The sequence below is a fragment of the Mycolicibacter terrae genome (assembly GCF_010727125.1).
GTDB lineage: Bacteria > Actinomycetota > Actinomycetes > Mycobacteriales > Mycobacteriaceae > Mycobacterium > Mycobacterium terrae.
Map to the genome: position 1 here is coordinate 1,457,260 of NZ_AP022564.1, position 18,188 is coordinate 1,475,447.

The 18,188-nt window shown below is 68.9% G+C and carries 17 protein-coding genes; 12 read left to right on the plus strand and 5 right to left on the minus strand.

Annotated elements, in window-relative coordinates; all coding sequences use genetic code 11:
• From recG to G6N23_RS07075, 3 genes are read left to right on the plus strand one after another with little or no spacing between them, the layout of a single operon-like run.
• Positions 1-2,229, plus strand: a complete 2,229-nt coding sequence (recG, locus tag G6N23_RS07065; RefSeq protein WP_085262156.1) for an ATP-dependent DNA helicase RecG — start codon at positions 1-3, stop codon at positions 2,227-2,229.
• Complete coding sequence (locus G6N23_RS07070) at positions 2,226-2,939, plus strand: HNH endonuclease family protein (RefSeq protein ID WP_085262157.1); 714 nt, start codon at positions 2,226-2,228, stop codon at positions 2,937-2,939. The genes recG and G6N23_RS07070 overlap by 4 nt, the downstream gene beginning before the upstream one ends.
• Before the next feature lie 23 nt (positions 2,940-2,962).
• Positions 2,963-3,553: a GNAT family N-acetyltransferase gene (locus tag G6N23_RS07075; RefSeq protein WP_085262158.1), complete on the plus strand. Its 591-nt coding sequence runs from the start codon at positions 2,963-2,965 to the stop codon at positions 3,551-3,553.
• Here the strand turns inward: G6N23_RS07075 and G6N23_RS07080 are convergent, their stop codons facing one another.
• Both G6N23_RS07080 and G6N23_RS07085 read right to left on the minus strand, forming a co-directional pair.
• A complete protein-coding gene (locus G6N23_RS07080) occupies positions 3,554-4,393 on the minus strand; it encodes an aldo/keto reductase (protein ID WP_085262159.1) in 840 nt (279 codons plus the stop codon).
• A 1-nt stretch (position 4,394) separates the two neighbouring features.
• A complete protein-coding gene (locus tag G6N23_RS07085) occupies positions 4,395-5,240 on the minus strand; it encodes an aldo/keto reductase (protein WP_173675031.1) in 846 nt (281 codons plus the stop codon).
• Between G6N23_RS07085 and G6N23_RS07090 the strand changes: the two genes are divergently transcribed.
• The 6 genes from G6N23_RS07090 to coaD all read left to right on the plus strand — a co-directional run bounded on the left by G6N23_RS07090 (position 5,239) and on the right by coaD (position 12,237).
• A complete protein-coding gene (locus G6N23_RS07090) occupies positions 5,239-6,354 on the plus strand; it encodes an alpha/beta hydrolase (protein WP_085262161.1) in 1,116 nt (371 codons plus the stop codon). The genes G6N23_RS07085 and G6N23_RS07090 overlap by 2 nt on opposite strands.
• 65 nt (positions 6,355-6,419) lie before the next feature.
• Positions 6,420-7,175, plus strand: coding sequence for a DsbA family protein (locus G6N23_RS07095; protein WP_085262162.1), 756 nt, complete (start codon positions 6,420-6,422; stop codon positions 7,173-7,175).
• 2 nt (positions 7,176-7,177) lie between these two features.
• The gene (locus tag G6N23_RS07100) at positions 7,178-7,792 is read left to right on the plus strand and encodes a vitamin K epoxide reductase family protein (RefSeq protein WP_085262275.1); all 615 of its coding nucleotides are present in this window, start codon (positions 7,178-7,180) and stop codon (positions 7,790-7,792) included.
• Positions 7,793-7,802: 10 nt separating this feature from the next.
• Positions 7,803-11,186, plus strand: a complete 3,384-nt coding sequence (locus tag G6N23_RS07105) for a pyruvate carboxylase (protein ID WP_085262163.1) — start codon at positions 7,803-7,805, stop codon at positions 11,184-11,186.
• Entirely contained in the window at positions 11,183-11,737 is a 555-nt protein-coding gene (gene rsmD / locus G6N23_RS07110; protein WP_085262164.1) for a 16S rRNA (guanine(966)-N(2))-methyltransferase RsmD, read from the plus strand. The genes G6N23_RS07105 and rsmD overlap by 4 nt, the downstream gene beginning before the upstream one ends.
• 23 nt (positions 11,738-11,760) lie before the next feature.
• Entirely contained in the window at positions 11,761-12,237 is a 477-nt protein-coding gene (gene coaD, locus G6N23_RS07115) for a pantetheine-phosphate adenylyltransferase (RefSeq protein WP_085262165.1), read from the plus strand.
• A 35-nt stretch (positions 12,238-12,272) separates the two neighbouring features.
• Here coaD and G6N23_RS07120 read toward each other — a convergent pair whose 3' ends face one another.
• Together G6N23_RS07120 and G6N23_RS07125 are read right to left on the minus strand one after the other, a co-directional pair.
• A complete protein-coding gene (locus G6N23_RS07120) occupies positions 12,273-13,523 on the minus strand; it encodes an HNH endonuclease signature motif containing protein (RefSeq protein WP_085262166.1) in 1,251 nt (416 codons plus the stop codon).
• A gap of 56 nt (positions 13,524-13,579) precedes the next feature.
• Positions 13,580-14,239, minus strand: a complete 660-nt coding sequence (locus G6N23_RS07125) for a TetR/AcrR family transcriptional regulator (protein WP_085262167.1) — start codon at positions 14,237-14,239, stop codon at positions 13,580-13,582.
• Between the two features lie 76 nt (positions 14,240-14,315).
• On the opposite strand from G6N23_RS07125, the gene G6N23_RS07130 reads away from it, so the two are divergent.
• The 3 genes from G6N23_RS07130 to G6N23_RS07140 are packed head-to-tail and all read left to right on the plus strand — an operon-like array spanning position 14,316 to position 17,631.
• Positions 14,316-15,050 carry a DUF1989 domain-containing protein gene (locus G6N23_RS07130; protein ID WP_085262168.1) on the plus strand — a complete coding sequence of 245 codons (735 nt, stop codon included), beginning with the start codon at positions 14,316-14,318 and terminating at the stop codon, positions 15,048-15,050.
• A complete protein-coding gene (locus G6N23_RS07135; RefSeq protein ID WP_085262169.1) occupies positions 15,044-15,649 on the plus strand; it encodes an urea amidolyase associated protein UAAP2 in 606 nt (201 codons plus the stop codon). Before G6N23_RS07130 ends, G6N23_RS07135 begins: the two co-directional genes overlap by 7 nt.
• Positions 15,646-17,631, plus strand: coding sequence for a 5-oxoprolinase/urea amidolyase family protein (locus G6N23_RS07140; protein ID WP_085262170.1), 1,986 nt, complete (start codon positions 15,646-15,648; stop codon positions 17,629-17,631). The genes G6N23_RS07135 and G6N23_RS07140 overlap by 4 nt, the downstream gene beginning before the upstream one ends.
• Here the strand turns inward: G6N23_RS07140 and G6N23_RS07145 are convergent.
• Complete coding sequence (locus tag G6N23_RS07145; protein ID WP_085262276.1) at positions 17,628-18,182, minus strand: DUF4334 domain-containing protein; 555 nt, start codon at positions 18,180-18,182, stop codon at positions 17,628-17,630. The two genes, G6N23_RS07140 and G6N23_RS07145, sit on opposite strands and share 4 nt — an antisense overlap.
• Positions 18,183-18,188 lie beyond the last annotated feature (6 nt).

The following is an 18,188-nucleotide window of genomic DNA, read 5'->3' on the forward strand; positions in this document are numbered from 1 at the left end:
ATGGCCACGCTGCGCGACCGGCTGGATTTCATCGTCGGCTCCGACGCCGCGGAGAAGCTCGACGATGCGTTCGGCATCCGCACCGTCGGCGAGCTGTTGCGGCACTACCCCCGCAGCTACGTTGAAGGCGCCGGGGTGCGGGGGGCAGCCGATAGCCGCCCCGTCGAAGGCGACCACATCACCGTCGTCGACATCATCGGCTCCGCAGTGCTCAAGGACATGCAGCGCCGCAAAGGCAAATTCCTGGTCGTCACCGTCGGCAGTGGCCGCAACCGGGTCAGCGCCACGTTCTTCAACCCCAAGGGCCTGCGCTGGCGGCTGACCCCGGGGACCCGGGTGATGCTGTCCGGTGAGGTCAAGCTCTACCGGGGGGCGATCCAGCTCACTCACCCGGACTTTCTGGTACTCAAGGAAGCCGACGGTGCAGAGCAGAACAGCCACTTCGGCAGCAGCTCACTGCGCAACATCGCCGACGCATCGCAAAAGGTCAGTGGGCAGGTCAACCAGTCGGACTTCGAGCGCGGCTGCTACCCGATCTATCCAGCCACCGCGAAACTGCAGAGCTGGGACATCTTCGCCTGTGTCCGTCAGGTTCTCGCGGTGCTTGATCCGGTCCCCGACCCGCTGCCGGCGGTGGTGCGCACCGAACGCGGCCTGCTTGGCGAAGACGAGGCGCTGCGGGCAATCCATCTGTCGGAGAACGCCGCCGAACGGGACCGCGCCCGCGACCGGCTGGCCGTCGATGAAGCCTTTGGCTTGCAGTGGGCGCTGGCGATGCGCCGCAACAGCGAACTGTCCCAATCCGGCCCGCCGGCCGCGCCACGAATCGACGGGTTGGCCGCGGAGCTGTTGGTCCGCTTGCCGTTCGAGCTGACGGCCGGGCAGCGTGACGTGCTGGACGTATTGGCGGCCGAGCTCGGTGCGTCGCGCCCGATGAACCGACTGCTGCAGGGTGAGGTCGGCTCCGGCAAGACCATCGTGGCGCTGCTGGCGATGCTGCAGATGGTCGACGCGGGCTATCAGTGCGCGTTGCTTGCCCCGACGGAAGTGCTTGCCGCCCAACATGTGCGGTCGATTCGGGACATGTTGGGCCAGCTGGCGATGGGCGGTCAGCTCGGTGGCGCCGACAACGCCACCGCGGTAGCGCTGCTGACCGGCTCGATGTCGGCGGCCGTCAAGAAGCAGGTCCGAGCCGAGATCCACAGTGGCGCCGCCGGGATCGTGGTCGGCACCCACGCCCTGCTGCAGGATGCTGTGGAGTTTCACCAGCTGGGCATGGTGGTCGTCGACGAACAGCACCGGTTCGGTGTCGAGCAGCGGGATCAGTTGCGCGCCAAGGCCCCCGACGGCATCACCCCGCACCTGCTGGTGATGACCGCGACCCCGATCCCGCGCACGGTGGCGCTCACCGTCTACGGCGATCTGGAGACCTCGACGTTGCGTGAGCTGCCCCGCGGGCGCCAGCCCATCCGGTCTTCGGTGATCTTCGAGAAGGACAAACCGGCCTGGCTGGACCGGGCCTGGCAGCGCATCCGCGAAGAGGTCGCGGCCGGCCGGCAGGCTTACGTGGTGGCACCCCGCATCGACGAGTCCGACGAAGACGGCAAGCCCGGCGGGACCGACGAGGGCGGCCGGACCTCGGCCACCGCGGTGGGACTGTTCGATCGGCTGCGGGCCGGGCCACTATCGGGGTTGCGGCTGGGATTGATGCACGGGCGGCTCGCCGCGGATGAGAAGGACGCGGTGATGGCGGCGTTTCGCGGCGGCGCAGTGGATGTGCTGGTGTGCACCACCGTGATCGAGGTCGGTGTCGACGTGCCCAACGCCACGGTCATGCTGATCGCCGACGCCGACTGGTTCGGCATCAGCCAGCTGCACCAGCTGCGCGGCCGGATCGGCCGCGGCGAGCACGCCAGCCTGTGCCTGCTGGTGACCGGCGCGGCCCCGGGATCCAAGGCCGGAAAGCGCCTGGAGGCGGTGGCCGGCACGCTGGACGGGTTCGCGCTGGCCGACCTGGACCTGCGCGAGCGCGGTGAGGGAGATGTGTTGGGCCGCAATCAGTCCGGTTGGCGAGGTGGCTTGAAGCTGCTGTCACTGGCCGATCACGGCGAGGTGATCGAAGCCGCCCGGGAGTTCTGTGCCGCGGCGTGGGACACCGACCCGTCCGATCCCGGACTGGCGGTGCTCGCCGAGCCGTTCACCGACATCGAATACCTGGACAAATCATGACCAACCGCAAAACGTTGCTGTGGCTGGCCGTGGTGGCGCTGCTGGCCGTCGTCGTCGCCTTTCAGACCGTGTCGGCGGCCGGCCATCGCAGCCGGGCCTTCGCCGCGCGGTCCGGCATGCCCACGGTGCAGCCCGGCACCGACGTGCTGGCCGGGATCACGGTGATCCCGGCGCGCACCCACCGTCACGACTACCGCCGCTCGGTGTTCGGCGAGGCCTGGGACGACGACAACGACGCGCCCGGCGGCCACAACGGCTGCGACACCCGCAACGACGTTCTCAACCGCGACCTGGTTGACATCACGCACGTGTCGACGAAACGCTGCGCGCAGGCGGTGGCCACCGGCACCCTGCACGACCCGTACACCAACGCCACCGTCGCCTTCACCCGCGGCGCCAAGATCGGCGAGGCCGTGCAGATCGACCACATCGTCCCGCTGGCCTACGCCTGGGACATGGGCGCCTCCGGGTGGCCGTACCGCCAGCGGCTGCGCTTCGCCAACGACCCGGCAAACCTGCTGGCGGTCGCCGGGCAGCCCAACCAGGACAAGGGCGATGCCGGGCCTGGGCAATGGATGCCGCCGAACAAATCCTTCGCCTGCCAGTACGCCGTCGCCTACATTGCCGTCCTGCGGGGCTATGCGCTGCGACTCGACCAGCCGTCGGCCGACGTGCTGCGCCGGGCCGCGGCGACGTGCCCGGCCGGATAGGTGCCCGACCAAACGGGGGAAGCATGACGACCGATTACTGGGCCGGCGCGCCCACGCTGGGCGGCGACCACGTCTTGTTGCGGCCGACCGAACTCGCCGACGTCACCGGGCTGGCGCGGGCCCACGACGTCGAGTCCACCCGATATTTCCTCTACGGCAGCCAATCCGGCCCGCCCACCGAGCGGTCCGTGGCCGAAGCGCTGGCGTCGCAACGCCAGGTACTGACCCAGGTCGAGGTCGCCACCGGCGACATCGTCGGGACGACGTCGATCTATGACATGAGCGAGCCGCACCGCCGGGTGACAGTCGGCTACACCTGGCTGACGGCGCGGGTCCGCGGCTCGGCGATCAATTCCGAGTCCAAACTGCTGTTGCTGGACCATTGTTTCGGCACCCTGGGCGCGGGGCGGGTGCAGTTCAACGTCGACGACCTCAACGAGCGCTCCAGGCGCGCGGTGCTGGGCATCGGGGCGACCGAGGAGGGTGCGCTGCGTCGGCACGCCCGCCGCAGCGACGGGTCGTGGCGCACCACGATGGTCTATTCGGTGATCGGCGAGGAGTGGCCGCCGCTGCGGGCCCGGCTGGTGGAGCGGATCAACCGCCGGGCCGGCTGATCAGAGGCCGGTGTAGGTCAGCGGGTCCTCGCGCACCCGGGTGCCGTCGTTGAGCCCGTTGAGGCTGTCCATGTGCTCGGCGGCCAGCTCGAAGCCGAAGACATCGAGGTTGGCCGCGATGCGCTCGGGGTTGGCCGACCGCGGAATGACCACGTTGCCCAGCTGCAGGCTCCACCGGATCAGCACCTGAGCCGGCGTCTTGCCGTATTCGCCGGCGATCGCCGTCACCGCCGGGTGGTCGAGCAACCGGCCCACCGCCAGCGGGCTGTAGGCCTGCGTGACGATGCCCCGCTCGGCGTGGAACGCCCGCAGCTCGGCCTGGTTGAGCAGGGGGTGCAGCTCGATCTGGTTGACCGCCGGCGTCTCGAAAGCCAGGTCGATCGCATCATCGAGGTGCTCCGCGGTGAAGTTGCACACCCCGATCGACCGAGTCAGCCCCTGCTCGCGCGCCTGGATCAGCCCCCCGAAACTGTCGACGTACATGCCCAGCGGCGGTGCCGGCCAGTGGATCAGGTACAGGTCCACATAGTCCAATCCGAGTCGCTCCACACTGGCGTGGCAGGCCTGGATGGCCGCGGTCAGGCCCTGGTCGGCATTGGCCAGCTTGGTGGTGACGAACAGCTCGTCGCGCGGAACGCCTGACGCGGCGATCGCCCGGCCCACCGCGGCTTCGTTGCCGTAGACCTTGGCGGTGTCGATCAACCGGCAGCCCAGCTCGAGTGCGGCCGAGACCGCCCGCTCGGTCTCGGCGTCCGATAGCTCGGCCACCCCGATGCCCAGAGTCGGCATGGTGTGGCCGTCGTTGAGCGCGACGGAGGGGATCGCAGTGCCCGGCGTCATCTCACCTACCTGTGTCGTCGAATGTGCGTGGATCGGGTCCCAGTCGGGCGCCGTCGTCGAGCGAGGATATCGCGGCCATCTCGGCCGTGCCGAGTTCGAAGTCGAAGACTTCGAAGTTGCTGACGATGCGTTCTGGGTTGACCGATTTCGGAATCACGATATTACCGAGCTGAATGTGCCACCGAATCAGCACCTGCGCCGGTGTCTTGCCGCAATGCTGCGCGACCTCGGTGACCGTCGGGTGCGCCAGCAGCGAACCCCGCCCCAGCGGTGCCCACGCCTCGGTGGCGATGCCCAGGCGGGAGTGCACCTCACGCAGTTCGGCCTGGCTGTACCGGGGGTGCAACTCGACCTGGTTGACCACGGGCACGATGCCGGTCCCGTCGATGAGCATCTCGAGGTGCTCGGGCGCGAAGTTGCTCACCCCGATCGAGCGGATCCGGCCCTGATCGCGCAGGTGTGCCAGCGCGCGAAAGGTGTCGACGAATTTGCCGCGCGCCGGAAGCGGCCAATGGATCAGGTATAGGTCCAGGACCTCGAGACCGAGTCGGTCCATGCTCTTGTCGAACGCGGCCAGCGCCGAATCGTAGCCCTGGTCGGCGTTCCACAGTTTGGTGACGACATACACGTCGTCGCGCGCCAGCCCGGACGCCGCCACCGCGCGGCCGACCTCGCGCTCGTTGCCGTACAACGCCGCGGTGTCGATATGGCGGTATCCCGCTGCAAGTGCCGTGGTGACCGCCTGCTCGGTATCGGCGGGCGAAATCTTGTAAACCCCGAAACCGAGGGAGGGGATGGAATTACCGTCGTTGAGCGTGACCAAGCGCAAGTTACTTCGAACACTCATGACCCGAAGTCTGCCAGGCAGACCCGGCTCCGGGTCGGCAGCGCGGTGGGCCGATCAGCTGCAGAGCACCGTTTTCAGCGTTGGGATGAAGGTGACGCCGAAGCTGCCGATCGGGGTGCAGCGGCTGTTGACCGGCGGACGGTCGATGACCATCGACGGCAACACCCTGGACCCCACGTTGCGGTTGGCGTTGGCCGGGCAACGAGCGCTGGGCATCAATGGCTTGGTGGTCGCCGACGACGCGGTCGCCTCCCGAGCCCAGTTGCTCGAGCTGACCGCCGGGCTCGGCGGCACCGATATCAACGGCTGCGAGGTACACGACATCTCACTGCCGGGTCCGGCCGGCGACATGGCCGCCCGGCACTACCGGCCGGTCGGCGGCCCCGAGGGCGGGGCCCACCCGGTGCTGGTCTTCTATCACGGCGGCGGATTCGTGGTAGGGGACTTGGACACCCACGACGCGATATGCCGGCTGACCTGCCGGGACGCCCAGGTCGTGGTGCTGTCCGTCGACTACCGGCTGGCCCCCGAGCATCCGGCACCGGCCGCACTCGACGACGCGTACGCCGCGTTCCGGTGGGCCCATGACCACGCGGCGGAGCTGGGCGGGACTCCCGGGTGTGTGGCCGTCGGCGGGGACAGCGCCGGTGGCAACCTGGCCGCCGGGGTGACGCTGCGGGCCCGCGACGACGGCGGACCGGCGCCGATCCTGCAATGGCTGCTCTACCCGGTCACCGACGCGACGGCCCAGACCCGCTCGCGCACGCTCTACGCCGACGGCTACCTGCTCACCAAGCACGACATGGACTGGTTCACCGACCAGTACGTGGGCCGCTCACAGCTGGATCCGGCCGACCCGCGGGTATCGCCGTTGCTGGCCCCGGAGCTGTCCGGGTTACCGCCCGCCCTCATCGCGGTCGCCGGATTCGATCCGCTGCACGATGAAGGCGAACAGTTCGCCACAGCCCTGCGCGAGGCCGGGGTCGTCGTCGACCTGCGGCGGATGCGGTCGCTGACGCACGGTTTCATCAACCTGTTCGGGCTCGGCGGGGGCAGCGCCACCGCGACCACCGCGTTGATCTCGGCGCTGCGGGCCCACCTCAGCCGCGGCTGAGGCCGCCGGATCACGCCGGTACGCTGAACCGCAAACCGACCACCGAACACGAGGACCGACCGACTGTGGCCAGCAAACCCAAACGCCCCGCCGCCTCCGGCTTGAGGGCCGCCGATCACAAACGCAACCTCGCCATGCAGATCGGGCTCGTCGCGATCGTGGTGATCTTCGCGGTGGGGCTCATCGGCTACATCGTGGTGTCCAACAGCCACAAGAAGGGCGCCGGCGCGGGTGAGGCGATCCGGGTGACATCGACCAAGCTGGTCACCCGCGACGACACCGACGAGCCCAAGGCCGTGTTGTCGTTCTACGAGGACTTCCTCTGCCCGGCCTGCGGCAACCTGGAGCGGGCGCTCGGTCCGACGGTGTCCCGGCTGATCGACAGCGGGGCGATCGCGGCCGACTACCACATGGTCGCGATCCTGGACCGCTCGCAGAACGACAATTACTCCTCGCGGGCCGGTGCTGCGGCCTACTGCGTCGCCGACGAGAGCATCGACGCTTTCCGCCGGTTCCACACCGCGCTGTACACCGAGGAACTGCAGCCGTCGGAGATCGGGACCGATTTCCCCGACAACAAGCGCCTGATCGAGCTGGCCCGCCAAGCCGGTGCCGCCGGCAGCGTTCCGGGGTGCATCAACAGCGGCAAATACCTGAAGATGGTGAGCGGCATGGCCGCCGCGGCCGGCATCCACGCCACCCCCACGCTGCGTATCAACGGCGAGGACTACCGCCCGTCGACCCCACAGGCCCTGGTCTCGAAGATCCGGGAGATCGTCGGTGACCTGCCCGGTATGGACGTGCCGGCCACGGAATCGTGACCATCGCGGCGTCGGCGGTCGAGTCGTCACCCCCGCCGGCGCCGGGGGTGACGGTGGCGGCGCCGGCGGCCTGGGCGGTGCTGATCGCCGGCCTCATCGGCCTGGCGGCCTCGGTCACGCTGACGGTGGAGAAGATCCGGCTGCTGACCGATTCGGCGTACGTGCCGTCGTGCAATCTCAACCCGGTGCTGTCCTGCGGGCCGGTGATGGCCACTCCGCAGGCGTCGGTGCTGGGTTTCCCCAACCCGTTGATGGGGATCGTGGCGTTCACTGTGGTGGTGGTCACAGGTGTGCTGGCGGTCACGAAAACGCCTCTGCCGCGGTGGTATTGGATCGGTTTGACGCTCGGGACGCTGGTCGGAGCCGGATTCGTGCACTGGCTGATCTTCCAGAGTCTGTACCGGATCGGTGCACTGTGCCCGTATTGCATGGTGGTCTGGGCGGTCACGGTGGCCCTGCTGGTGGTGTTCGCAACCTTCGCATTCTTGCCGCATCGTCAACGCAATATTTTGCACCATTTGCACCGGTGGCGATGGACGCTCACTGCGTTATGGTTTATCGCGGTATTCCTGTTGATATTCCTCAGATTTCAGGACTACTGGCTGACGCTGATCTAGAGGGGTGCCTGTGATCTCCAAAGTGCTGGTCGCCAACCGCGGAGAGATCGCGATCCGCGCGTTTCGCGCCGCCTACGAACTCGGCATCCAGACCGTCGCGGTCTACGCCTACGAGGACCGCAATTCGGTGCACCGGCTCAAGGCCGACGAGTCCTACCAGATCGGCGAACCGGGGCACCCGGTACGCGGTTATCTGTCGGTGGAAGGCATCGTCGCCACCGCCAAGCGCTGCGGCGCCGATGCGGTCTACCCCGGGTACGGCTTCCTCTCGGAGAACCCGCGGCTGGCGCAGGCCTGTGCCGACGAGGGCATCACGTTCGTCGGCCCCGGCGCGGCCGTACTGGCGCTGGCCGGCAACAAGGCCCGTGCGGTGGCCGCCGCGCGGGAGGCCGGGCTGCCGGTGCTGGCGGCATCGGCGCCGTCGCAATCGGTCGACGAATTGGTTTCGGCCGCAGCTGATATGGCGTTCCCGTTGTTCGTTAAGGCGGTCGCGGGCGGGGGTGGCCGCGGGATGCGCCGGGTCGCCGACATCGGTGGGCTGGCTGAGGCAGTCGAAGCCGCCAGCCGGGAAGCCGAATCCGCTTTCGGCGACCCGACGGTGTATCTCGAGCAGGCGGTGATCAACCCGCGCCACATCGAAGTTCAGATCCTGGCCGACACCCACGGCAACGTCGTGCACCTCTACGAGCGGGACTGCAGCGTGCAACGCCGGCATCAGAAGGTCGTGGAGCTGGCGCCGGCGCCGAACCTGGATCCGGTGCTGCGGGAGAAGATCTGCGGCGACGCCGTCGCGTTCGCGCGGCACATCGGCTACAGCTGTGCGGGCACGGTGGAGTTCCTGCTCGACGAGGCCGGACGCTACGTCTTCATCGAGATGAACCCGCGAATCCAGGTGGAGCACACCGTTACCGAGGAGATCACCGACGTCGACCTGGTCTCGTCCCAGCTGCGGGTCGCCGCCGGGGAATCGCTCGACGATCTGGGTCTGCGGCAGGACGACATCGTCGGTCACGGCGCGGCGTTGCAGTGCCGGATCACCACCGAGGACCCGGCGAACGGCTTCCGGCCCGACACCGGCCGCATCACCGCGTACCGCAGCCCCGGGGGCGCCGGAATCCGGCTGGACGGCGGCACCAACCTGGGCGCGGAGGTCAGCCCGCACTTCGACTCGATGCTGGTCAAGCTGACCTGTCGGGGCAGGGATTTTCCCACCGCGGTGAACCGGGCCCGCCGGGCCATCGCCGAGTTCCGTATCCGGGGGGTGTCGACGAACATCCCGTTCCTGCAAGCGGTGCTCGACGACCCCGACTTCCGCGCCGGGAATGTGACGACGTCTTTCATCGACGAACGCCCACAACTGCTGACCTCGCACGCGTCGGCCGACCGCGGCACCAAGATCCTGACCTACCTGGCCGATGTGACCGTCAACAAGCCGCACGGGTCGCGGCCCTCGCCGGTGTACCCGCGCGACAAGCTGCCGAAGATCGACCTGGCCAGTGCGCCGCCGCCGGGCTCCAAACAGCGGCTGATGAAACTCGGGCCGGATGGCTTCGCCCGCTGGCTGCGGGAATCGCCGGCGGTCGGGGTCACCGACACCACGTTCCGCGACGCCCACCAGTCGCTGCTGGCCACCCGGCTGCGCACCAAAGGCCTGCTCAATGTGGCGCCCTACATCGCTCGCACCACCCCGCAGCTGTTGTCGGTGGAGTGTTGGGGCGGGGCGACTTACGATGTGGCGCTGCGGTTCTTGAAGGAGGACCCGTGGGAGCGGCTGGCCGCACTGCGCGAGGCACTGCCCAACATCTGCCTGCAGATGCTGTTGCGCGGTCGCAACACGGTGGGTTACACGCCCTATCCGGAATCGGTGTGCTCGGCGTTCGTGGAGGAGGCCACCGGCAGCGGTATTGATATCTTCCGGATCTTCGACGCGCTGAACAACGTCGACTCGATGCGCCCGGCGATCGACGCGGTACGCGAAACCGGCTCCGCGGTCGCCGAAGTCGCCATGTGCTACACCGGCGACCTCACCAATCCGGCCGAGAACCTCTACACCCTGGACTACTACCTGAAGCTGGCCGAGCAGATCGTCGAGGCGGGCGCGCACGTGCTGGCGATCAAGGACATGGCCGGGCTGCTGCGGCCCACCGCGGCGACCACACTGGTCGGTGCGCTGCGCAGCCGCTTCGACCTGCCGATCCACGTCCACACCCACGACACCCCGGGCGGCCAACTGGCCAGCTACGAGGCGGCCTGGCACGCCGGCGCCGACGCCGTCGACGGGGCGTCCGCGCCGCTGGCCGGCACCACCAGCCAGCCCGCGTTGAGCTCGATCGTGGCTGCCGCCGCGCACACCGACTTCGACACCGGTCTATCTCTGTCAGCGGTGTGTGATCTGGAGCCGTACTGGGAAGGCGTGCGAAAAGTCTACTCGCCCTTCGAATCCGGGCTGGCCGGGCCGACCGGGCGGGTCTACCGGCACGAGATTCCCGGCGGGCAGCTGTCGAATCTGCACCAACAGGCCAAGGCGCTGGGTCTGGCCGACCGGTTCGAGGACATCGAAGCCAATTACGCTGGAGCCGATGCGGTGCTGGGCCGGCTGATCAAAGTCACCCCCAGCTCGAAGGTGGTCGGGGACCTGGCGCTGGCCCTGGTCGGCGCCGGCGTCACCGCCGAGGAGTTCGCGGCCGACCCGGCCCGGGTGGACATCCCCGACTCGGTGATCGGGTTCCTGCGCGGTGAGCTGGGGGAGCCGGCGGGCGGATGGCCGGAACCGTTGCGCACCAAGGCGCTGGCCGGCCGGGAGCCGGCGCGCGAGGAGCAGCAACTCTCCGCCGACGACGACGCCGCGCTGGCGTTGCCCGGCCCGGCGCGCCAGGCCACGCTGAACCGGCTGCTGTTCCCCGGCCCCACCAAGGAATTCGAGGCGCACCGCGATCTCTACGGCGATACCTCGGAGCTGTCGGCCAACCAGTTCTTCTACGGACTGCGGCAGGGGGAGGAGCACCGGGTCCGCCTGGAACGCGGCGTGGAACTGCTGATCGGGCTGGAGGCCATCTCCGAACCGGATGAGCGCGGCATGCGCACCGTGATGTGCATCATCAACGGCCAGCTCCGGCCGGTCGAGGTGCGTGACCGCAGTGTGGCCAGCGAGGCGCCGGTGGCCGAAAAAGCCGATCGCACCAAGCCCGGCCACATCGCCGCACCGTTCGCCGGCGTCGTGACCATCGGGGTGTCCGAGGGTGATCAGGTCACCGCGGGACAGACCGTCGCCACCATCGAGGCGATGAAGATGGAGGCCGCAATCACCGCACCGGCCGATGGAACGGTGGCCCGGGTGGCGGTCGCCGAGACCGCACAGGTCGAAGGCGGGGACCTGCTGGTGGTGCTGAGCTGACCCGCATCGTCGGCGGCGCCGCGGGGGGGCGGCGTATCGCCGTGCCGCCGCGCGGAACCCGGCCGACCACCGACCGGGTCCGTGAGGCGCTGTTCAACGTGCTCGATGCTCGGCTGGAGCTGACCGGAATGACGGTGCTGGACCTGTATGCGGGGTCGGGGGCACTGGGATTGGAGGCGTTGTCCCGCGGCGCCGCGTCGGCGCTGTTCGTCGAATCGGATCGCCGCGCCGCCGAGGTGCTGGCCGGCAACATCGCCGCGCTGGGGCTGTCCGGGGCGACGCTGCGGCGGGGCTCGGTGGCCGCGGTGCTGACCGCTGGAACTGACCGGCCGGTGGATCTGGTGCTGGCCGATCCGCCCTACGAGAACTCCGCCGCCGACACCGACGCGCTGCCGATGCTGCTGGACGCCGGCGGCTGGGCCGGGCCGGGCACCGTCGTGGCGATCGAGAGAGCGGCATCCGGCCCGGCACTGCGGTGGCCGGAAGGCTGGGAGGCGTGGCCCACGCGCCGCTACGGCGACACCCGGCTGGAGCTGGCCGAGCGGGTGTGACGAGGCTGCTAGCGTCATGAGCCATGAGCGGTGCGCTGTGTCCAGGTTCGTTCGACCCGGTGACACTGGGGCACGTCGACATCCTGGAACGCGCGGCCGCCCAGTTCGACGAGGTGGTGGCCGCCGTACTGATCAACCCGGCCAAGCAGGGCATGTTCAGCCTGGAGGAGCGCCTCGAGATGATCACCGAGGCCACGGCGCACCTGCCCAATGTCCGGGCCGAGTCCGGCCGGGGCCTGGTGGTCGATTTCGTCCGGGAGCGGGGACTGACCGCGATAGTCAAGGGCCTGCGCACCGGCACCGACTTCGAGTACGAGCTGCAGATGGCCCAGATGAACAAGCACATCGCCGGGGTGGACACCTTCTTCGTGGCCACCACGCCGCGGTATTCGTTCGTGTCGTCGTCGCTGGCCAAGGAGGTCGCCTCGATGGGCGGGGACGTCTCCGATCTGCTGCCGGAGCCGGTGAACCGGCGGCTGGCCGCGAAGCTGCGGCACTAGTCTTTCGACTCCGGCGCGACGCCTCAGCGACGAACTCAGTTGGCGTTCGGTGGTGGTTGGGGTTGGAAGGGTTGGTACCACCACCATTGGGCGCGTTCGCCGGTGGGTCCGGGGCAGGGTTTGACGGTGGGTGGGGGTTTTGTGGGTGGTCGGGCTAGTGATGCCGAGCTCAGGGGTCGGCCGGTGTGGTCGGTGACGACGAGGTCGCCGGCTGGTCCGGTGATGGTGATGGCGCCTCGGTGATGCAGACGGTGGTGATAGGGGCAGACCAGCACCAGGTTGCTCAGCTCTGTTGCGCCGCCGTCTTCCCAGTGCACGATGTGATGCGCGTGCAACCCGCGGGTGGCTCCGCAACCGGGAACGGCGCACGTAGGGTGGCGGTGCTCGAGCGCGCGGCGTAGCCGCCGGTTGACAGTGCGGGTTGCTCGACCACAGCCGATCACCTGGCCGTCGCGTTCGAACCAGACTTCACAGGTGGCGTCGCACGTCAGGAACTGACGCTCGGCCTCGGGAAGCAATGGGCCCAGATGCGGGGCGCCGAGCTGCTGCTCGACATCCAAGTGCACCACCACGGTGGTGCGCTGCCCGTGGGGACGATGGTGCACCTCGGTGTCCCAGCCGGTCTCTACCAGCCGCAGGAACGCATCGGTATTGGTCGGCAGCGGGGGATGGCGATCCGGCTCTACGCCGCTGCTGTCGCGGTCGCGTTTCCACTCGCTGATCAGCGCATCATGGTGCGACTGCAGCGCCGCCTCGAACTTCGCCGAGTCGGCATGCGGCAGGGTGATGCGCCAGAAGTCGAACTCGTCATCGGTGATCTTGGTGATCGACGGCTGCGGTTGGGGCCGCGGACCGGGATCAGAACGCGGCTCCAGCTTGACCGCAGTGCGTAGTTGGGTGACCGTGGCAACGCTGACCAGCTGTGCATAGTGTTCATCGGATCCCGCGCCGGCTCGTTGCGCGATCACCCCGATCTGGTCCAGCGAGACGCGGCCTTCCCGCATGCTTTGGGCGCAGCGGGGAAACTCCTCGAGCCGGTGTGCCACGGCCGCGATCGTGCCGGCGTTGCCCGGTGAAACCCCGGTCTTCCAGGCCACCAGGGCGGGGATCGAGCGGACGCCGGTGGCTCCCCACAGTCGGTCACGGTCGATCTCGGCGACGATCTCCACGATGCGCCCATCGATGGCGTTGCGCTGCCCGGTCAACTCCGCCAACTCATCGAAGAGCACATCAAGACGCTGGCACGGGCCCAACGTCGTGGTGTCAGCCGATGCGATCGAGGACATGCCCTCATCATCGCAGCGGGGTACGACAAGTCCGGCCCACGAGGCAACACGTGTGATTACCCCGGCGGCAACGCCAGACGCTCCGCGGTCACCTTCCGCATCCGCGCGAAGCCACCGCGACATCCCAACACCCGTAGCGCAGCCTCGGCCGTGGTCCACGGACAGTCCGGCGGGCAGGCGCCGTCATCGGAGCGGCGGTTGATGACCGACTCCACCAACCGGAACGGCAGATCCTCGGCGGCAGGGGCCCCGTCGTGCTCGGCGATCACCGCTCGGGACAGCTCCCGGTAGTGATCTCGTAGCTCACCCCGGCGCCGCCGGAACGCGGCGAAGCGCTCGACGCGAAGCTCCGGAAGCAGATACAGGGTGCCCAGATTCCAGCGGCCGCCGCACAGTTGGGTGGTGTCGGCGACGACGAGCGTGTGCAGCCGGGGCGCCGCGGGGCCGCCTTCGGTCAGCAGCTCGGCGGCCAGCTGCAGTGACGCGTCTACGGTGCCGGCCAGCAGCGCGTCGAGGATGTCGTCCTTTGCGGCGAAGTGGTGATACAGCGAGGCCTGCTGGATGCCGACGCTCTCGGCGATGCGCCGGGTGGAGGTGGCGGCATAGCCGACGGTGGTGAACAACTCCGCTGCCGCATCGAGGATCTCGTCGCGCGCGCTGTGGCCCGGGCGGCGAGAAGCCACCAGCCTGGGACGTCCACGTCGATCGGTATGCATGGTCCTCCGTCCCCGCATTTCTATCGACTGATAGGTAATCATGTTAGGGTGCCGGTTGTCGAGAGGAGACACACCGATGAATACCGCCTCGACCGGCGGGGCCCGGTCACACGCCCGAGCCCAGGCGCAGCAGGCCGACATGCGGATACCCGCGACCCCCGACGACGTCGACCCGGCGACGCTGATCTGGGCGGAGTCCATCCCGCCGAACGGCTACGCCACCAAGGTGCTGGCCCGCGGCAGCCGGGTCCGCCTGATCGACGTCGACGGCGGCGCTTGCGCGCATCTGCTGCTCTTCCGCGCCGAGGCGCCATGGGAGCGGCTCAACGTCGCCGACACGATGAAGGTGCCGTGGCAGGCGTATCTGGGCACCGGGCATCCGCTGCTGTCCGACCAGGGCCGGGTGCTGGCCACCGTCGTCGCCGACTCCTCGGGCCACCACGACATGCTGTGCGGGCCCGGCGCCACCGGCCGGCAGTTGCTGCTGTTGGGCGTGATCAAACACGGGATGGACGCCCGGGATGTGGCGCCGTCGGCGGCGTTGTTCCGGGGCGTTCGGGTCGATCCCGCCAGCGGGACACTGGAATTCACCGGGTCGGCGGGGCCCGGCGCGGCACTCGACCTGTTGATTCATCTTCCGGTGGTGCTGGTGGTCGCCAATGCCGCGCACCCGCTGGATCCCGACCCGCCGTCGGCGGCACTGGACGTGCTGGCTTGGAGGGCCGGCGAACAGTTGACCCACCCGATCAACGGGGACCCGGAATACCTGCGCGCGGTGCAGAACACCGAAGCGGTGGTGGCGGCATGGTGATCCTCTCCGACGAGGTGGTACCGGCCCGCGCGCCGTGGTCCGCGGTGGTGCGCGCCGGCGATCGACTGCAGATCATCGACCTGCACGGCAACCAGGCGGTGGACTGCCTGCTCTATGACGCCGGGGACCCCACCCGGCGCTACAGCGCCCAGGCCACCGTGGCCGCCCAGCGCAACATCTTCGTCAGCACCGGCTCGGTGCTGCGCAGCGCCGACGGCACCGCCCTGATGACCGTCGTGGCCGACGAGGTGGGCAACCACGACACCATCGCCGGCGCCTGTTCCCAGGAATCCAACACGCTGCGCTACGGGCACCACACCGCCCACCAGCACGCCTGCGTGGAGAACTTCCTCGCCGAAGGCGCCCGGTGGGGCCTGGGCAAGCGGGACATCGTGTCGAACATCAACTGGTTCATGAACGTCCCGGTAGAAGCCGACGGCACGCTGGGCATCGTCGACGGCAGATCGGGGCCGGGAAAGAGCCTGACCCTGCAGGCCGAGATCGACACCCTGGTGCTGGTGTCGAACTGCCCGCAGATCAACAACCCGTGCAACGGCTTCGACCCCACCCCGGTCCGGATGGTGATCAGCCGAAGATGATCGGCATCGAGGTGGTGCGGCAGGGGACGTTCACCACCGTGCAGGACTGGCCCGGTCGGGTCGGGTACTGGCATGTCGGCGTGCCGCCGTCCGGGCCGATGGACGACCTGTCGTTTCGGGTCGGCAATCAGGTGCTCGGCAACGCCGAAGGGGCGGCCGGCCTGGAATGCACCAAAGCCGGCCCGGCCCTGCGCTTTTCCAGCCCGGCCTGGGTGTGCGTCACAGGTGCGGCGGTACCGGTCGACCTGGACGGTGCCCGGGTTCGGCAATGGCAGTCGGTGCGGATACCCGCCGGAAGCCTGCTTGATATCGGCACCATTCCCGGTCCCGGCATGCGTTGCTACCTGCTGGTCGAGGGAGGCATCGTCACGCCGGAATTCCTGGGCAGTGCAGCCACTTTCACCCAGGGCGTGTTCGGCGGCCACTACGGCCGGGCCCTGCTCCCGGGAGATCGGCTCAACGCGGCCGGCCGTGGCGGTGCCGCACCGCCACTGATCCGCGCACCCAGTGAAAGTCAGCCCAGCATCGGCCGGCGCTGGGAATTGGCCGTGACCGAAGGGCCGCACGCCGCACCGGAGTTTCTGACCCACCTGGACATGGCCACCCTGATGCGCACGGACTACACCGTGCACTTCAACTCTGACCGCACCGGAGTGCGGCTGGTCGGGCCGAAGCCGCGCTGGGCCCGTCCCGACGGGGGGGACGCCGGCCTGCACCCGTCCAACATCCACGACACCGCTTACAGCGTCGGCGCACTGGATTTCACCGGCGACACCCCGATCCTGCTGGGGCCCGACGGGCCAAGCCTCGGCGGGTTCGTCTGCCCGGTGACGGTGGTGCGCGGCGACCGGTGGAAGCTCGGCCAGCTGTCGCCCGGCGACACCGTGCGACTGGTGCCGGTACGTGCCGATCATGCTCCGCCGCCGGCAGCGCTGGGGGTGCGGCGGCGCGCGGCGCTGCCGGTCGTGATTTCGAGCTCCGGCGACGGCGACGACGGGGTGTTACAGCGCTACACCGGGGACGACGGGACGGCCGTCACCCTGCGACGCGCCGGTGACGGAGGGATTCTGCTCGAATACGGCCCGATGACACTGGATCTGGCGTTGCGGGCGCGGGTCCAGGTGCTCTACGACCAACTCTGCCGGCGTGGACTGCCCGGACTGCTGGAACTGACGCCCGGCGTGCGATCCCTGCAGATCCAGTTCGACACCGAGCAGTGCTCGGGCGCCGAGGTGATCCAGGCGCTGGCCGCCCTCGACGACGCGCTGCCGCCGTGTGATGAGCTCACCGTGCCGAGTCGCTCGGTGCGCCTGCCGTTGAGCTGGGACGACCCTGCAACCCACGAGGCCATCCGCCGGTACTCCTACGGCGTACGGCCCGACGCGCCATGGTGCCCGTCGAATATCGAATTCATCAGGCGCATCAACGGACTCGACGACATCTCGCAGGTCTATGACATCGTGTTCGACGCGCAGTACCTGGTGCTGGGACTGGGCGACATCTACCTGGGCGCCCCGGTGGCCACCCCGATCGATCCGCGCCACCGGCTGGTGACCACCAAATACAACCCGGCCCGCACCTGGACCCCGGAGAACGCCGTCGGGATCGGCGGGGCCTACCTGTGCATCTACGGCATCGAGGGACCCGGCGGCTACCAGTTGGTCGGGCGCACCACCCAGGTGTGGAACCACCGGCACGCCACCGCCGGACTGTTCGATCCCGAGACTCCGTGGCTGCTCCGCTACTTCGACCGCATCAGCTTCTATCCGGTATCCGCCGAGGAGCTACTGGAGCTGCGTGCCGACACCGCGGCCGGTCGCGGCCGCATAGACATCACCGACGGTGAGTTCTCACTGGCCGACTACCGCCGATTCCTCGGCGAGAACGCCGACGGCATCGCCGGATTCCGCGGGCAACAGCTGGCCGCGTTCGCCGCAGAGCGCGACGCGTGGCACCGGGCCGGCGAAATCGCCCGCCGTTAGGCCAGTTTCAGTGAATCGTCGCGACACAGCACGAAGAAGTACGGCCGCGGCGAACCGCGCAGGTCCATCGCGCCGATCACCGCTTCATCGGAGAGTCGGCGGAAGACGTCGTTGACCGGGGCCTGGTCGTAGACCATTGTCGCGCTATCGATCCCGCGGTACCGCGTGGTGCGCAACCGCGCCCTGGCCGAACGGGTCCGCAGCAGCGGCTGCAACGTGTTGATCGGCCCGGCGAATGAGCGCTTCTTCAGTGCCGGCAGCTTCGTCGCGAGTCCGAGGACACTGAACGCCAGCGCCGGGTTGAACGCCCAGAGCGCGGTCCCGTCTCGGTTGGGGAACAGCAGCGGATGCACGGTCTCGGCATCGACGAACTGCTTGCCCCACCAGCCGGTGGCGGCCAACAGCCCGTCGAGGGGGTGGCCGGTGGGCAGCTCGGCGCCATGCCAGGTGCCGAGCATGAAGTCGGGGTCGACCGCGTCGGCGGCATCGAAGATGTCAAGGGCCTCGGCGGTGGTGGTCGGGACGGCCGAAAACAAGTCCTGCACGAGCATGCGGAT

What these genes read in the sequence shown, in the direction of transcription:
- G6N23_RS07075 (WP_085262158.1), top strand. Translation starts at nt 2,963, where the DNA reads ATGACGACCGATTACTGGGCCGGCGCGCCCACGCTGGGCGGCGACCAC.
- G6N23_RS07125 (WP_085262167.1), bottom strand. Translation starts at nt 14,239, where the DNA reads ATGCATACCGATCGACGTGGACGTCCCAGGCTGGTGGCTTCTCGCCGC.
- G6N23_RS07140 (WP_085262170.1), top strand. Translation starts at nt 15,646, where the DNA reads ATGATCGGCATCGAGGTGGTGCGGCAGGGGACGTTCACCACCGTGCAG.
- recG (WP_085262156.1), top strand. Translation starts at nt 1, where the DNA reads ATGGCCACGCTGCGCGACCGGCTGGATTTCATCGTCGGCTCCGACGCC.
- G6N23_RS07080 (WP_085262159.1), bottom strand. Translation starts at nt 4,393, where the DNA reads ATGACGCCGGGCACTGCGATCCCCTCCGTCGCGCTCAACGACGGCCAC.
- G6N23_RS07070 (WP_085262157.1), top strand. Translation starts at nt 2,226, where the DNA reads ATGACCAACCGCAAAACGTTGCTGTGGCTGGCCGTGGTGGCGCTGCTG.
- G6N23_RS07135 (WP_085262169.1), top strand. Translation starts at nt 15,044, where the DNA reads ATGGTGATCCTCTCCGACGAGGTGGTACCGGCCCGCGCGCCGTGGTCC.
- G6N23_RS07090 (WP_085262161.1), top strand. Translation starts at nt 5,239, where the DNA reads ATGACCCGAAGTCTGCCAGGCAGACCCGGCTCCGGGTCGGCAGCGCGG.
- G6N23_RS07145 (WP_085262276.1), bottom strand. Translation starts at nt 18,182, where the DNA reads ATGCTCGTGCAGGACTTGTTTTCGGCCGTCCCGACCACCACCGCCGAG.
- coaD (WP_085262165.1), top strand. Translation starts at nt 11,761, where the DNA reads ATGAGCGGTGCGCTGTGTCCAGGTTCGTTCGACCCGGTGACACTGGGG.
- G6N23_RS07120 (WP_085262166.1), bottom strand. Translation starts at nt 13,523, where the DNA reads ATGTCCTCGATCGCATCGGCTGACACCACGACGTTGGGCCCGTGCCAG.
- G6N23_RS07085 (WP_173675031.1), bottom strand. Translation starts at nt 5,240, where the DNA reads ATGAGTGTTCGAAGTAACTTGCGCTTGGTCACGCTCAACGACGGTAAT.
- G6N23_RS07130 (WP_085262168.1), top strand. Translation starts at nt 14,316, where the DNA reads ATGAATACCGCCTCGACCGGCGGGGCCCGGTCACACGCCCGAGCCCAG.